This window comes from Rhizobium sp. BK008 (assembly GCF_014197345.1).
Lineage (GTDB): Bacteria > Pseudomonadota > Alphaproteobacteria > Rhizobiales > Rhizobiaceae > Rhizobium > Rhizobium anhuiense.
The window spans coordinates 371085-386038 of sequence record NZ_JACIFK010000002.1 but is presented as its reverse complement, the minus strand read 5'-3'; the positions used below and the strand labels follow the sequence as shown (position 1 = coordinate 386038).

Annotated in this window: 10 protein-coding genes; all 10 read right to left on the bottom strand. The window is 62.8% G+C overall.

Translation table 11 applies throughout. The features are described 5' to 3' along the window. Positions 1-87: 87 nt before the first annotated feature. Positions 88-555, bottom strand: a complete 468-nt coding sequence (locus tag FHT69_RS13295) for a cyclic nucleotide-binding domain-containing protein (RefSeq protein ID WP_003563501.1) — start codon at positions 553-555, stop codon at positions 88-90. Positions 556-655: 100 nt separating this feature from the next. After that, positions 656-3370 carry an ABC transporter ATP-binding protein gene (locus tag FHT69_RS13290; protein WP_028755860.1) on the bottom strand — a complete coding sequence of 905 codons (2715 nt, stop codon included), beginning with the start codon at positions 3368-3370 and terminating at the stop codon, positions 656-658. Between the two features lie 182 nt (positions 3371-3552). After that, positions 3553-4698 (bottom strand): glycosyltransferase family protein, encoded by a 1146-nt coding sequence (locus FHT69_RS13285; protein WP_028755861.1) that lies wholly within the window; start codon positions 4696-4698, stop codon positions 3553-3555. Beyond that, entirely contained in the window at positions 4695-5942 is a 1248-nt protein-coding gene (locus tag FHT69_RS13280) for a glycosyltransferase family 4 protein (protein ID WP_028755862.1), read from the bottom strand. The genes FHT69_RS13285 and FHT69_RS13280 overlap by 4 nt, the downstream gene beginning before the upstream one ends. A gap of 9 nt (positions 5943-5951) precedes the next feature. Beyond that, positions 5952-7160: a glycosyltransferase family protein gene (locus FHT69_RS13275; RefSeq protein WP_028755863.1), complete on the bottom strand. Its 1209-nt coding sequence runs from the start codon at positions 7158-7160 to the stop codon at positions 5952-5954. Positions 7161-7256: 96 nt separating this feature from the next. Then, complete coding sequence (locus tag FHT69_RS13270) at positions 7257-8429, bottom strand: ABC transporter permease (RefSeq protein ID WP_028755864.1); 1173 nt, start codon at positions 8427-8429, stop codon at positions 7257-7259. Continuing rightward, positions 8429-9427, bottom strand: a complete 999-nt coding sequence (locus FHT69_RS13265; protein WP_028755865.1) for an ABC transporter permease — start codon at positions 9425-9427, stop codon at positions 8429-8431. Before FHT69_RS13265 ends, FHT69_RS13270 begins: the two co-directional genes overlap by 1 nt. Before the next feature lie 3 nt (positions 9428-9430). Further along, positions 9431-11338 carry an ABC transporter substrate-binding protein gene (locus FHT69_RS13260; RefSeq protein ID WP_028755866.1) on the bottom strand — a complete coding sequence of 636 codons (1908 nt, stop codon included), beginning with the start codon at positions 11336-11338 and terminating at the stop codon, positions 9431-9433. Further along, the gene (locus FHT69_RS13255; protein ID WP_047612666.1) at positions 11338-13227 is read right to left on the bottom strand and encodes an ABC transporter ATP-binding protein; all 1890 of its coding nucleotides are present in this window, start codon (positions 13225-13227) and stop codon (positions 11338-11340) included. The genes FHT69_RS13260 and FHT69_RS13255 overlap by 1 nt, the downstream gene beginning before the upstream one ends. A 155-nt stretch (positions 13228-13382) precedes the next feature. Next, positions 13383-14726 (bottom strand): adenylate/guanylate cyclase domain-containing protein, encoded by a 1344-nt coding sequence (locus FHT69_RS13250; RefSeq protein WP_028755868.1) that lies wholly within the window; start codon positions 14724-14726, stop codon positions 13383-13385. Positions 14727-14954 lie beyond the last annotated feature (228 nt).

Genomic DNA, 14954 nt, shown 5'->3' with positions numbered 1-14954 from the left:
GCTTGCATGGGAAACCATGCAGGCTTTCTTTTTCGGACTGCGCAATCCAATTATTGAATGCATTGCAATCGAAACGCTGAATGCGTCTTACTGCGCCATCTGCGGCTGCTTTGCCGCCCGCGCCGCGGTCAGTTCCGCCGTGGTGTGGTTCAGGCGGTCGGCCAGCACCCGCATGATCTCAACCGCCATCTCGGGGAAATCGCTGAGCAGTTTCAGGAAGTGCTCCTTGCTGATGCGCAGCACCTCGAGTGGCGAGGTGGCGCGCACCGTTGCCGTGCGCGAGACGTCGCAGAGGATGGCGATTTCGCCGACGATGGAATTGAGCTCGACGTCGGCGACCTTGATCTCACCGGCCGGTGAGGAGACGATGATGTCGGCGGTGCCCGAAAGAATGACATAGGCAGCGTCGCCGACATCGCCCTGATGGAAGAGGTTTTGCCCGGCTTTGTAGGTCATGCGGTCGGAGGTGAAGGCCAAAAGCTTGAGCTTTGCTGGTGCGATCCTGGAAAAGATCGGCACCCGTCGCAGCATTTCGACTTCGTCTCTCAACAGCATGAGCGTTTTTACCCCCTAACGCAGGGTCCGCGGGACCAGGCGTCTTCAAACTCCGAGGCGTCCCGCCGGGAACGCCCATTATCGCCGCCCCTATAGAATATTACGATAACAGTTCCTTGAACATCCCGTTTTTCTCGGAAAGTTCGGGATAGTTTCCGGCTTCGGCCAATCCGCCGCGGTCGAAGAGCAGGATCCGGTCGAACATCTCCGCCAGCCGGGCATTGGAGAGCACCCAGATGATCGCCGGCCGTTGGCCTTCCTCGTGCAGATCCTCGATGATGTTACGGGTGATCCGATCCTGAACGCGCTGGTCGAGCGCCGAGAGCGGCCGGTTGAAGATGAAATAGTCCGAGCGCTTCAGGAGCGCGCGGGCAAGGTTCAGCTTCTGCCGCTGCACCATGGTCAGCCGCTTGCCGCCGGAGCCGACGTCGAATTCGAGGCCGATCGACAGCACGTCGTCGTAAAGGTCGAGCGCGTCGAAGAGTTCGCCCATGATGCCGCGGATGCGGTCGGAGGCATCGGCCTGCTGGTAGGCGATGCGGCCGAAGAGCACATTGTCCATCAGGCTTGCCGACGGGGTGAAACGTTCGGCGTCGTAGCGCTCGATCAACTCGGCGAGATCGGCCGGTATATGCTCGTGGAACTGCTTGCGGGCGCTGACGATCTTGTCCATCAGCTCGTCCGTCAACAGGCCGAAGCGGTGGCGCGGCTCGATATAGGCAAAGCTCAGCCGGATGATGGCCGACCGTTCCTCAGGCGTTGCGTCCTCGAAGCGGCGGCTTTGCAGCTTCTGCAGCAGCGCCTGATAGGTCGGAATGTCGTCCGCCGTCATGAAGGTCAGTTGCTGGAAGAAGGGGTGGTCCGGCGGCAGGTCGTGGAAGAGTTCCACTGCGTTCTCGGCGATTTCGAGGCCCATGGCGTAGAGATCGGTGCTGAGGCCGGTCTCGCGGAATAGCTGTTGGAAATAGGGATGGGCGGCAAGCCGGCGATTGGTCATCAAAGGCCGCTTCATCGTGCCGAAGAGCAGGTTCTCGCCAACCGTCGCCTGGGCGTTATAGGCGTCGAAATCGAAAGGCACGACGATCGTGTCGAGCCCTTCGTCGCGCAGCCGGTCCCGCAGCGAGGCGCGTAGCGCCACGACGTGGTCGCTGACGGCAACGTGCACGTCGGTGTTGACGGTCGAACGCAGCGCCAGATCGAGGATGTCCTGCGAGATCAGGACGGCGTCTAGCACCGGGCGGATCGCTTTCAGCAGGTCCTCGGGCCCGCTGGCCCCTGCTGCCTTGTAGTCCACCCAGTCGCTGTTGAGGTCGAGCGTCGGATTGCCGGCCTTCACCGCCTCGGCGGAATGCCATTTATACTCCAGCGCTTCCCTCTCGTCATAGACGGGATCGGTCATCGGCGCGTGCTTGAGGCCGTAGAGCAGATTGCTGGCGAGCGTGCCGTGGAAGAAGAAGGTGTCGGCCGAGGCATAGGAGATCCGCCGGCCGGTGATCGATTCCGGCAGGTCCAGCAGATCGCGGCCGTCGATGGTGATGCGGCCGGAATCCGGCCAGACCATGCGTCCGAGCGCTTCGGCGAAGGCTTCGGCGCCACTGCCGTTCGGGCCGACGATCGCCACCGTTTCGTTCGGCTTGATCTCGACGGAGACGTGGTCGACGAGGCGGGCGCCGCTGTCGTCGGAGAGCGACAGGTTGGTAACGACGAGCGCGCTCGTCAGTGCGCCCACCGGAGCAGTGGCGAGTTCCTGGATGCGGCTGTCGATCAGCGGCTCGACGTTGAACTGCTCATAGACCTGCTGGTACTTCACCTGCACGTCCTGGCGCATCTGGTCCCAGTCGATCAGTTCCTTCAGCGGGCCGGGCAGGTCCTTGTAGGCCGATATGACCGCGACGAGCTGGCCGATGTCGAGCCGGCCCTGCAGCGCCAGATAGCCGCCGATCGCGTAGAACAGGAAGGGTGTCACCTGGGCGAGGAAGTTGTTGATGAACTTCACCAGGAACTTCCACTGGTAAAGGTCGTAGCGGATCGAGAAGATCCGGCCGAGCCGCGAGGCGATGTCGGCGCGCTCGAGGTTTGACGTGTCGTTGCCGTGGATCGTGCCGATGCCCTCGACGATTTCGCCGACGCGGCCGGAAAGCTCGCGTGCCGTCAGCTGCCGCTGGCGGCCGAGCTCCAGCAGACGCTTGCGCATGCGGGGAATGACGACGGCCTGCACGCCGACGATGCCGGCGGCGATCATGCCGAGCCAGAAATTCTGGACGATGATGAAGGCGAGCGCCGTGATCGCCTGGCCGCCGAGAAGGGCAGGCGAGACGAAGGCATCGCCGGTGAAGCCGCCCATCGGCTCCACTTCATCCTTGATCATCGTAGCGATTTCGGCCGATTTGACTCGCTTGAAGTGAATGGGCGGAAAACGCAGCACCCGGTCGATCAGCTCGAAGCGGATACGGCGCAGCATGCGCTCGCCGAGCCGGCCCTTATAGGTGTTGATGTAGAACTTGAAGAGGCCGTTCAGCACGACCAGCGCCAGAAACACCAGGCTGAGGGCCATCAGCATCTGGAAGCGGTTGAGCTGCAACCCTTGAAAGAATTCGACATGGCCGATCAGCGGAATGTCGTAGGCAATGTGCATGAAGGTCTGCTTTGCCCCGGGACCTTCGAAACCGTCACCCTGGATCGGTCCGTTGACGATCTGCTTCGGCAGGTCGAAGGACAGGAAGTAGGGCACCATCGAGGCGGCGACGACAGCCAGAATCCACAGCTGCTGCAGCCGCGTGTTCTTCCAGATGTAGCGGGCGAGGCTTTTTTCCATGGCTAACCGTCAGCTTGCTGGGACATTCCGGGGGCGCGATCCGGGCGCCGGGACAGGGAGGAAGCTTGAGAACAGGACCATGCAGCCGGACCGCCGATATCGCAATGAAAACAAGGCGAAGCGACCGGCTGCAGAAACGCCGATTCTCGCCGGAACTTTGCTTATATCACAGGAATTTTGGATTAGGCGAGCGATTCGGCAATCAGTGAGCGAATGATGCCGGCCGTCTTCTCCGCCCCGGCGAGATCGAGCAATACCGACCGCCGTCGCGGCGCTGCAAGCGCCTTTTCGACAGCCTCCTTCAGATGGCCCGACGTCAGTCCCTTTTCCGGCAGGATATCGGCAAGATCAAGCGCCTGCAGCCGTTCGGCGCGCACCGTCTGTTCGGTCTCGCCGTCGGCGACGAAGGGGATGAGGATCGCCCGGCATTGGGTGCGCAGGAGATCGCCGACCGTGTTGTAGCCCGCTTGCGAGATCGACACCTTCGCGCCGTGCAGCAGCGAGGGAAAATCCCTGCGGAAGCGCACCAGCGTCACATTCGCGGGCGCGTCCCGCGACAGCGCGGCGAAATCGGCCTCCGGCAGGTTCGGGCCTGATATCAGCAGCCAGCGAAGATCATCGGGCAGCATCGCTGCCGCCTGTTTTGCCGCGCCGATCAGTTCGGCGCCGACCGCGCCGCCGCCCGCCGATGCGATGATGTCGAAGGTCTCGATCGGTTCCGGCGCCGGTGGAGGTGCGACGAGGCCGGTGTAACGCAGCCTGTCGGCGATCTCGGGTGTCAGCGGGAAGGTGTCCTCAAGCCTGACGAAGCCGGGATCGCCATGGACGAGCACGGCATCGAAATGCTCCTTGACCAGTGCGACGGTCTCGGCGTCGCGGCCGGCCTTGCGGTTTTCCTGCAGGATGTCGCGCACCGAGCTTACAAGTTTCGGCCGGGGTTCGGCGTTTTCGATCGCGGCAAGCAGCGGCAGCAGTTCGAAGCGCATCTGCCGCCGGCCGAAGGGGAAGGCTTCGATGATCACGACATCGGGCCTTGCGGCATGAAAGGCCTCGAGCAGCCGCTCGCGGCGGGCATTGAGGAACTCCTCGCCGGCCGGCCGGCCATCGGCATCGGCGAGGCCGGAGAAGCCAGCATTGCTGGCGACGACCGCCGGCAAGGCGACGGTCTTGATGCCCTCGGCGGGAAAACCCGGCACCGGCAGGCCGCCGGTCACGACGGTCACGTCGAAGCCGTCCTTGACCAGCGCATTGGCGATACGGCTGGCGCGGGCGATGTGGCCGATGCCGAGCAGGTGCTGGACGTAGAAGAAGATGCGTGGTGCCGTCATGACGCCTTCTGCCATTCGGCCTCGAACAGGCCGGTGAGCTGTCTGATGCTGGAGTGATAGTCGAAATGTTGACGCACCTGGCGTTCGGCCGCATCGCCAAGACGCTTGCGCAGCGCCGGGTCGCGGATCGCCGCTTCCAGCGCTCCGGCGAGCTTCGCCGGATCCTCGGGCGGCACGACGAGGCCGTTTTCACCGTCCTTCAAAAGCTCCGGCACGCCGGATACGTCGGTCGAGAGGCAGACGAGCCGCTGGCTCGAGGCTTCCACAAGCACGTTCGGCAGGCCGTCGCGGTCGCCGTTGGCGGCGATGCGGCAGGCCAGCGCGAAGAGGTCGGCGCGGCGGTAATGGTCGAGCACCTCTTCCTGCGCCAAGGCGCCTTTCCAGACGATGCGACCGGAGATGCCGAGTTCGGTGGCCAGGACTTTCAGTTTTGCGAGCTCCTCGCCGCCGCCGATATGGTCCATGCGCCAGTGCAGGTCAGCGGGCAGCAGGGCCAGGGCCTGCAGCAGTACGTCATAACCCTTCTTCTCGACGGCGCGGCCGACGCTGAGGATGAAGGCCGGATCGTCGGGGTCGCTGCCGGTGCGGTCCGACCGTTCGCCGGCAAAATGGCCGAAGCGGGCAAGATCCAGACCGTGATAACTCAGATGCACCGCATCCTTTCGGTCGGTCAATTCCCGCATGTGTTCGTAGCCCGTTCTGGTGCAGGTGACCGCCCAGCGGGCGCTGCCGAGTTTTTCGTGCAGTTCCCAGTCCGGCGACGTCCAGATGTCCTTGGCGTGCGCCGAACAGGTCCAGGGCGTGCCCGTCAGGATGCTCGCATATTCCGTCACCGAGGCGGGCGTGTGGATGAAATGCGCATGCAGCCATTCGCCGCCATCCGGCCATTCGCGTCCCAGCACCAGCGCCTGGCCGAGACGGCGGAAGCGGTTGCGGGAGATGTCGCGCTTGAGATCGGCGAGGAAGCGTTTGATCAGCGCCGTGAAGCCGGGTTTGGAGAAGCCGGCGATCAGGCCCTTCAGCACGCGGATCGGCTCCTCGTGCAGATATTCCGGCAGATAGACGACGCGCGCCCTGATCTCGTCATGCACGGGATGACGCTTCCTGTCGGTCGGCCGGCGCATGGAAATCAGCGTGAGGTCGAAGCCGGCCTTTTCGAGGCCGAGCAACTCCTGGGCGATGAAGGTTTCCGAAAGGCGGGGATAGCCTTTCAGTACGACGAGGATCTTGCGGCGTGGTGGCAAGGCTGTGCCCTATTCCGCGCCGACGAGGGAAAGATGGCTGCCGCGGCCGTCGATCCAGCGGGCGACGGTTTGCGAGATGTGGTCCAGCCCTTCGAGACGCATATTGCCGCCGCTCTTCGAAGGCGGCTGGCGGGAGGGCAGGCGCTTCAGCGCCTCGGCCATGATGATCGGGTCGACCGACTGGTCCGGCAGCAGCATGTCGACGAGGCCGAGTTCACTGGCGCGCTTGGCGCGCAGGAGCTGTTCCTCGCGCGGCTTGACGCGCGGCACGATGAGCGCTGGCTTGTCGAAGGAGAGGATCTCGCAATAGGTGTTGTACCCGCCCATGGCGACGACACCGGTGGCGCCGTCGATCAGCTCTTCCATGTGATTGTCGAACTCGATCACCTCGATATAGGGGATGGCTTCCCCCTTCTGCACCAGCTTGGCGCGCTCGGCCGCCGGCATATAGGGCCCGAGCACGACGAGCGCCTTCTGCGTCAGCGTCGGATCGGCCTCGTAGGCGTTCATGACGTCGTGGACGAGATCGGAGCCGTCGCCGCCGCCGCCGGTGGTGACGAGGAGGTAATTATCCTTGCGGGCATTGATCGAGGTCTTGCCCTTGGAGACGCTGCGCTGCAGGAAGCCGACGAAATCCATCTTCCGGCGCAGGCTCGCCGGCACGTCGAGGCCGATCAGCGGATCGTAAAAGTCAGGCGGGCCATAGACCCAGACGCTGTCGTAATATTGGTCGATCTTCTGCATGATGCTGTTCTTCTTCCACTCGGCCTCGAGCAGATGCGGCGCGTCCATGATCTCGCGCAGGCCGAGCACCAGGACGGTGCCGCGGGCCTTGAGATAGGCGAGCGTATCCTCGACCTCGCCCTTCAGCCCCATCGGCTCCTTGTCGACGATGAAGATATCGGGCTGGAAAGTCTCGGCGGTGTGGCGGATGCTCGATTCGCGCATCTTCAGCGTCTCGTGCAGGTCGATATGGCTGGCGAGCGACGTATATTCGCCGTTGCGCAGCTTGATGACGCTCGGGATCTTCACGAAGTCGACGCGGGCGCGGTAGTCGAAGGCGCCGGCGATCGTGGCACCCGAAATGATCAGAATGTTGAGGCCCCGATAATCCTCGACCAGAGCATGGGCAATGGCGCGACAGCGGCGCAGATGGCCGAGACCGAATGTGTCGTGGCTGTACATGAGGATGCGCGCATCTTCGAGACGTCTGGACATGGGCATCCCTTCTGGGGTGAGCAACATACTTAGCACCCCCACCGTCCGGAGGCCGCAAGGCGGGGGCGGCGCCGTGAGGCGCCGCCGAGCTTTCTGCTATTTGTAGGGATCTGCCGCATCACGCAAGCCGTCTCCCAGAAAGTTGAACGCCAAAATGACAAGAACAACAGGAATGATCGGATAGAGCAGCCAAGGATAAAAGGCGATGACGCTGACGCTTTTTGCTTCGGTGAGCAAAATGCCCCAGCTGGTGATCGGCGGACGAAGGCCGAGGCCGAGGAAGGAGAGCGCGGTTTCGCCGAGGATCATGCCGGGGATCGAAATTGTCGCCGAGGCGATGAGATGCGACATGAAACCCGGCACCAGATGCCGGCCGATGATGCGCGGCGTGCTGGCGCCCATCAGCTGTGCGGCCTGCACGTAATCCTCTTCGCGCAGCGCCAGCAGTTTGGAGCGCACGGCGCGCGCTAGCCCGGTCCAGTCGATGATGCCGAGGATCACCGTGATGCCGAAATAGATGACGATCGGGCTCCACGTCACCGGCATGATGGCGGCCAGCGCCATCCACAGCGGCAGGCTTGGCAGCGACTGCAGCACTTCGATCAGGCGCTGGACGATGAGATCGAAAACGCCGCCCCTATAACCGGCAAGCCCGCCGATGACGATGCCGAGCACGAAGCTGATCGAAATGCCGATCAGGCCGATCGTCAGCGATATCCGCGCTCCGTAGAGGATGCGCGAGAGCACATCGCGGCCGAGCCGGTCGGTGCCGAGCAGGAACATCTGGCCACCGATCGCCGGGCAGACGAGGTGATAGTCGGAGGCGACGACGCCCCAGAACTTGTAGCCATCGCCGCGGCAGAAGAAACGGATCGGCTGCACGTCGTTCGGCCTGTCGGCATAGACGCGATGCAGCGTGTCGATATCGAGCGTCATGCTGCGGCCATAGACGAAGGGCCCGACGAAGCTGCCCTTGTCGAAGAAGTGGATGGTCTGCGGCGGCGCATGGATGAAATCGACGTTGCGCGTGTGCAGGCCGTAGGGCGCCAGGAACTCGACGATCAGGATCATCAGGTAGATGACGGCGAGAAAGATGCCGGAAATCAAGGCCAGCCTGTGCTGCTTGAACTTCCACCACATCAGCTTTTTCTGCGAGGCGAGATGGATGCGCGATTGCGCCGCCGTCATAGTTTCGGTCGCGTGCGGATCGAAGGGCGCGGTCGAGACGTAGTGCGGCAGCGGTGCGCCGGGTGCGGGAAGGGGCGACATTATTTGGTGCTCCTGCCTTGCAGACGGATGCGGGGATCGAGGAAGCCGAGCGCGATGTCGGAGATCAGCACGCCGATGACGTTGAGGAAGGCCAGGAACATCAGGAAGGAGCCGGCGAGATACATGTCCTGGCTCTGCAGCGCCTTGATGAGCATCGGCCCGGTCGTCTCCAGCGACAGCACGATGGCGACGATTTCGGCGCCGGAGATGATCGACGGCAGGATCGAGCCGATATCGGCGACGAAAAAGTTGAGCGCCATGCGCAGCGGATATTTAACCAGCGCTTTGAGCGGCGGCAGGCCCTTGGCGCGGGCGGTGACGACATACTGCTTCTGCATCTCGTCAAGCAGGTTGGCGCGCAGCCGCCGGATCATGCCGGCCGTTCCCGCCGTGCCGACGATGATGACCGGGATCCAGAGGTGAGAGAGGATCGATCGTGCCTTCTCCCAGCTCATCGGCGCCGAGATATATTGCTGGTCCATCAGATGGCCGATCGAGACGCCGAACCAGATATTGGCGAAATACATCAGGATCAGCGCCAGCATGAAATTCGGAATGGCGATGCCCATCAGGCCGAGGAAGGTGAGCCCGTAATCGCCCCAGCTGTACTGATGCGTGGCCGAATAGATGCCGATCGGAAAGGCGATCAGCCAGGTGAGCAGGATCGTCGTGAAGGAGACGAGGATCGTCAGCCAGAGCCGCTCGCCGACCACGTCGGAGACCGGCAGCTGGTATTCGAAGGAGTAGCCGAAATCGCCGTGCAGCATGCCGCCGACCCAGTAGAAATAGCGCACGATTTCCGGCTTGTCGAAACCGTATTGCTGGCGCATCTCCTCGATTTCCTGGAGATTGGCGGTCTCGCCGGAAGCGCGCAGCTCGGCGATCTGGCTCTCGAAGAAGTCGCCGGGCGGCAGCTCGATGATGGTGAAAACCAGCGCCGAAATGACGAAGAGCGTCGGCACCATGGCGGCGATGCGCCAGAGAATGTATCTGAGCACGCCTCAGGCCTCCTTGTACCAGAATGCATCCGGCATGTAGACGCCGAGATAGGAGGTGGGATCGAAGCCGTAGAGCGCTCTCGCCGGCAGGTTCTGCAGCTTGGCGGCACGAAGGATCGGCTGCGGCGTGCTGTTGATGAGGCCGATCGAGAACACCTGCTGCGTATAGAGCGACAGCATCTTGTGCCAGATCACCTGACGCTCCTCGAATTTCGGCGCCGCCCCCCATTGGCTGAGCAGGTCGACCAGTTCGGCTGCCTCCGGCAGGTCGGGTGCGACGCCCTCCTGGCCGGCCGAGAGGTAATGCATGCCCCAGAGCGGCCATTGCAGCTGATCGTCGAGCGTCGGCGCAAGTCCCGCGGGCGACATGTCGGCCGTCGGCACGCCATTGTCGAGGCCGTACCAGATCGACATCATGATCGAGCCGCTCATGGCGCGGTTACGGAAGACGTCGCGCTGCGAGGTGCGGGTATAGAGCGCCAGGCCGATATTGGCCCAGTGGTCGTGCACCAGTTCCAGCACGTCGGTGTCGAGATTGCTTTCGCCGGCGGTCTCGACGGTGATCTCGGCGCGTCGCCCGTCCGGCAGCAGCCGGATGCCGTCGTCGCCACGCTTGCTCAGGCCGAGTTCGTCGAGCAGGCGGTTGGCCTCGTCGGCATCGAATTTCACATAGGCATCGGCATATTCCTGCTTGAAGAGCGGGCTGTCGGGCAGGACGGTATCGGCGCTCGGGGTACCGAGACCGTAGAAGGCGACCATGTTGATCTCGTGCCGGTTGATCGCCAGCGACAGCGCCCGGCGCAGGCGCACGTCACGGAAGAGACCGCGCCACACCTCGTCGGCGCAGTTGAGGTTCGGCAACAGCGTGATGCGCGAGCCGCGCGCCAGCTTCCACAGATCGACCTTTACCGGGAAGCGCTTCTCGGCTTCCTTCAGGAAGGTGTAGTCGTTGAAATCGATGCCGGTCGCCTGCAGGTCGGCTTCGCCGGCTCCGGCCTTGGCGGCGATGATCGACGAGGAGGAGACGTTGAGGATGAAGCGGTCGAGATAGGGAAGCTGCCTGCCGGTCTCGTCGACGCGGTGGAAGAACGGGTTGCGCTCGAAGACGAACTGCTCGGCCGGCAGCGCCGTCGTATTGCGCCAGGGATCGAGCGTCGGCAGGTTCGGATTTTCCGGACGGTAGGAGCGCGCCATCTTGATGTGCAGATCCTGCCATTTCTTGACGCGATAGGTCTTCATCAGCTCGTCCAGCTTCGCCTGGTCCGGCTGGAATTTCTTGTGGAATTGCTTGAGATAATGACCGGGGCCGCAGATGACGAGCGGCAGCGGCCCTGCCAGCGTCGGCAGGAACATCGGGTTGGGTTTTTCCCAGGTGTAGCGCACGGTCAGCGGATCGAGCACCTCGAAGCGAGGCAGGCTGCCGTGCGGGCGAAGCTCCAGAGCGCCGCCGCCCGGGGTCAGCTTGTCGTTCAGGATGACGTCTTCCCACCAGTAGCGGAAATCGTCGGCCGTGAACGGCTGGCCGTCGGACCATTTATGGCCTTCGCGCAGCGTGAAGGTGAAGACTGTATCCTCCTCGGACTGGAAGGCAGCGAGGATATCCGGCTGGAACTGCAGGTGCTTGTCGTAGCCGACGAGGCGGGCATAGCCGTAGATCGTCATGAAGCGGATGTCGCGCTGGCTGCCGATGATGGTGCGCACCGTGCCGCCGTAGCTGCCGGGTTGAAGCCCCATCTCCTTCAGATTGACGATGCGCGGGCGGGCAGGAATGCGCTCTGCCATCGGCGGCAGGCTGCCGGCTGCGAGCCGCTCCTTCAGGAATTCCGGCTCGCCGGCTTGTTCGGCCCGAAGCACCGCTGGCGCGATTGCCGCACCGACGAGGCCGCCGAGAAACGTGCGACGCGTTACCATCAGCGCAACTCCTTGGCATCGGCGCCCTTGCGGGCGCGCACCAGATGGCCGTCGCCGAGATCGGCATAGGCAAGTTCGGAAGCGTCGTCATGCTCGGCGGTGAAGGTCTTGCCCCAGTTCTGCTTGTCGGCGGCGCCGTTTTCCCGGAGCGCCTTGAAATCGAGCGGCCGGTCAAGATCGGGGAAGGGGACGGCGGCGAGCAGCGATTTCGTATAGGGGTGCACCGGATCGCGCAGGATGATTTCGCGCGGCGCGATCTCGACGATGCGGCCCTTGCACATCACCGCAATGCGGTCGGCCATGTAATCGACGACGGCGAGATTGTGCGAGATGAAGAGATAGGTCAGCCCCAACTCCTTCTGCAGATCCTTCAACAGGTTGAGGATCTGCGCCTGCACGGAGACGTCGAGGGCCGAGACCGGCTCGTCGAGGATGACGAGTTTCGGGCCGAGCGCGAGTGCGCGCGCGATACCGATGCGCTGGCGCTGGCCGCCCGAGAAACTGTGCGGATAACGGCTGAGATAACGCTTGTCGAGGCCGATCGCAGCCATCAGCCCTTCGACCTTGCGCTTGCGCTCGGCGCTGTCGCCGCGGTCGTGGATCTCGAGGGGTTCGCTCAGGATGTTGCGCACCGTCATGCGCGGCGAGAGCGAGGAGACCGGATCCTGGAACACCATCTGGATCTTGGTGCGCATGTCCTGCAGTTCGGCGCCCTTGACGGAGAGGACGTCGACGACCTCCTTGCCGTCGTTGAACACCACCGCGCCGCCGTCCGGCGTGATGGCGCGCATCAGGATCTTGCTAAGCGTCGTCTTGCCGCAGCCGGATTCCCCGACGAGGCCCAGACATTCGCCGCGGCGAATGTCGAAGCTGACGTCGTCGACGGCGCGCAAGACGGTGGCTTCGTGCTTGCCGAAGAAACTGCGCTTGCGTGTCTTGTAGGTCTTCGAGAGATTGGCGACGGAAAGCAGGATGCCCGGCGCCTCTGCCTGGAGCGGCTTCTTCTTGCCGACGAGGGCTTCGAGATTGACCGTCACATCGCGCAGCGCTTTCAGCCGCTCGCCGGGTTTCATGTCGAAATGCGGAACGGCGGCCATCAGGCCCTTGAGATAGGGATGCTGCGGATTGCGGAAGATATCCTCGACCGGCCCGGCTTCCATGATCTCGCCATGATAGATGACGACCACCTCGTCGGCCATGTTGGCGACGATGCCGAGATCATGGGTGATGAGCAGCATCGCCATGCCGAGCTTGGCCTGCAGCTCGCGGAGCAATTCGAGGATCTGCGCCTGGATCGTCACGTCGAGCGCCGTCGTCGGCTCGTCGGCGATCAAGAGCGCCGGCTTGCAGATCAGCGCCATGGCGATCATCGCGCGCTGGCGCATGCCGCCGGACAGTTCGAACGGATACATGTCGTAGGTGCGATGCGGATTGGTAAAACCGACCAGGCCGAGCATCTCCTCGGTTTTCTCGCGCGCTTCCTGCTTGTCGACCTCGGTATGGATCAGCAGCACCTCGCTGATCTGGTTGCCGATCGTATGCAGCGGCGAGAGCGAGGTCATCGGCTCCTGGAAGATCGTCGCCATGCGCCGGCCGCGCAGATCGCGCATTTCCTCGCTGTCGCGTGGAAAGGACAGGATATCGGTCGTGCTGCCGTCGAGCGGATCGGTGAACAGGATACGGCCGGAGGCCTTCGCCGGATTGGGCAGGATGCCCATGATCGACTGGCTGATCACCGATTTACCGGAGCCGGATTCACCGACGAGAGCGGTGACCTTGCCCGGAAGGATGCGAAGATTGGCTTCCTTTACGACACGGAGTCGGTCGCCGAAAACCGAGAAGGAGACGTCGAGATTTTCAATACGCAACAAATCGGCCGCAGACGCCATACCAATGAAATTCCCCAGTCTTCTGTGTTCCCGTTAAGGCACACTATCGTACCGCAAACGGGGTGTCTAGCAGATGACAATCACAGGAAAACTGCCGCGTCCCGCCAAAGTTCCCTGAGGCGAAACAAGCAGATTCATGGCGGGGTCTTGGCGTTTTACTGGATGAATTTCTCCATGCTGGTGCGCTTGACCTGTTTCTTGGCGTCGCGATGCAGGAGAATGACCTGCTCGGCCTCGGAAAGTCCGTTCTGCACGGCCTCGCGGAAGCTTTCGTCGACATTGATTTCAGGGGCGGGCGCGCGCGGCTGCAGCACCGTCACTTTCTGGCGGATGCCGCGCAGCTTCTCTTCGCCGAGCGTCGTCCATTCGCCGCCGCAATAACCGGCGAACGCCTGGCTGGCGACGACCTCGCGGCCGTATTTCTTAGTCAGGATCTGCAAACGCTGAACCTCGTTGACCGCCGAGCCGAAGGCGGAGAAGGTCAGGCGGTCCTTGAGGCCAACATTGCCGAACATGACGTTGCCGACATGCAGGCCGATGCCGTAGCCGACCCTGGTCAGGCCTTTCTGCTCGCGGTCCCGGTTGAGTTCGGCGACCCGCGCCTGCGCCTGATGGACGGCCGAAAGGGCTGCTTCGCAGGCAATTTTCGATGGGTCCTTGTGACGCCCGCAGGGATAGACGGCGAGAAAACCATCGCCAAGGAAGCTCAGGATTTCGCCGCCATTGCGGTTGAAGGGGGCGGCTATGGCATCGAAGAACTGGTTAAGCGTGTCGATATAGGCCTGCCGGCCTTCCTTTTCGGCATACATGGTGGATTCGCGCATGTCGCCCATGACGAGGGCTGCGCGGATCGTCTCACCGTCGCCGCGACGGATCTGGCCGTTCAGCACCCGTTTGCCGGCGTCGCCGCCGAGATAGGTGGTCAGCATGTTGTTGGCGAGCTTGCCGAGCACCGCCATCTTGGCGGCAACCGCCAGATGGTTCTGCATCCTGAGCAGCGCATCGATCATGTCGTCGGAAAAGCCGGTATTATGGTCCGTCGACCAGGAGCCCATCATGCCCTGCACCGAGCCGTCGCCGAAGGGCTGCACGAAGGCCAGGTAATCGGTGATGGCGTCCTTGCGCAGGTCCTCGAAAATGGGAAATTCGTTCGGCCCATCCTGCATCAGCCGGCGGCGGATGTGCTGCAGATTGTTGTCTAGCAGGTAATAATAAGGGCTCTGCAGGAAGCGGTCCGGCTTTTGCCCGGCGGGCATGCGGAAGCCCTCGATGGTGACGCCGCTGGCGCGCCGCCAGGTGAAGCTCAGCGCATCGTAGAGCGGATGCAGCATCGAGAAGGAAAGATGCACGCGCGCAAGCGGCAGGCCCGCAGCGGTGAGCCTTTCGCAGAAACCGCGCACGATGTTTTCAAGCTCGTCTCCGGCCAGCGATGAGTTCGTCAGCCATTCAGCGACCCGGTCCAACAAGATGGAGGACACGCTGGATTCGATCGTGCTCATTCTCGGTATGATCCTCATAAAGCACGCCATCCCCAAGAGCCAAAAGTCCCTCGCCCGGCACATTTTCATGCGCAGGTCACAGGGAAATCAGGATGTACGAGCGGTATTATTGTGTCAACGATCTGCCGAAGCCCGGCAGCAGCGCCCCTCAGCTCCCCATGCCGGGGATCGGACGGGTAGTCCTTTCCAGGTGGTTCATTATCAAAAGTCAAAATAGGGATGCTGCAA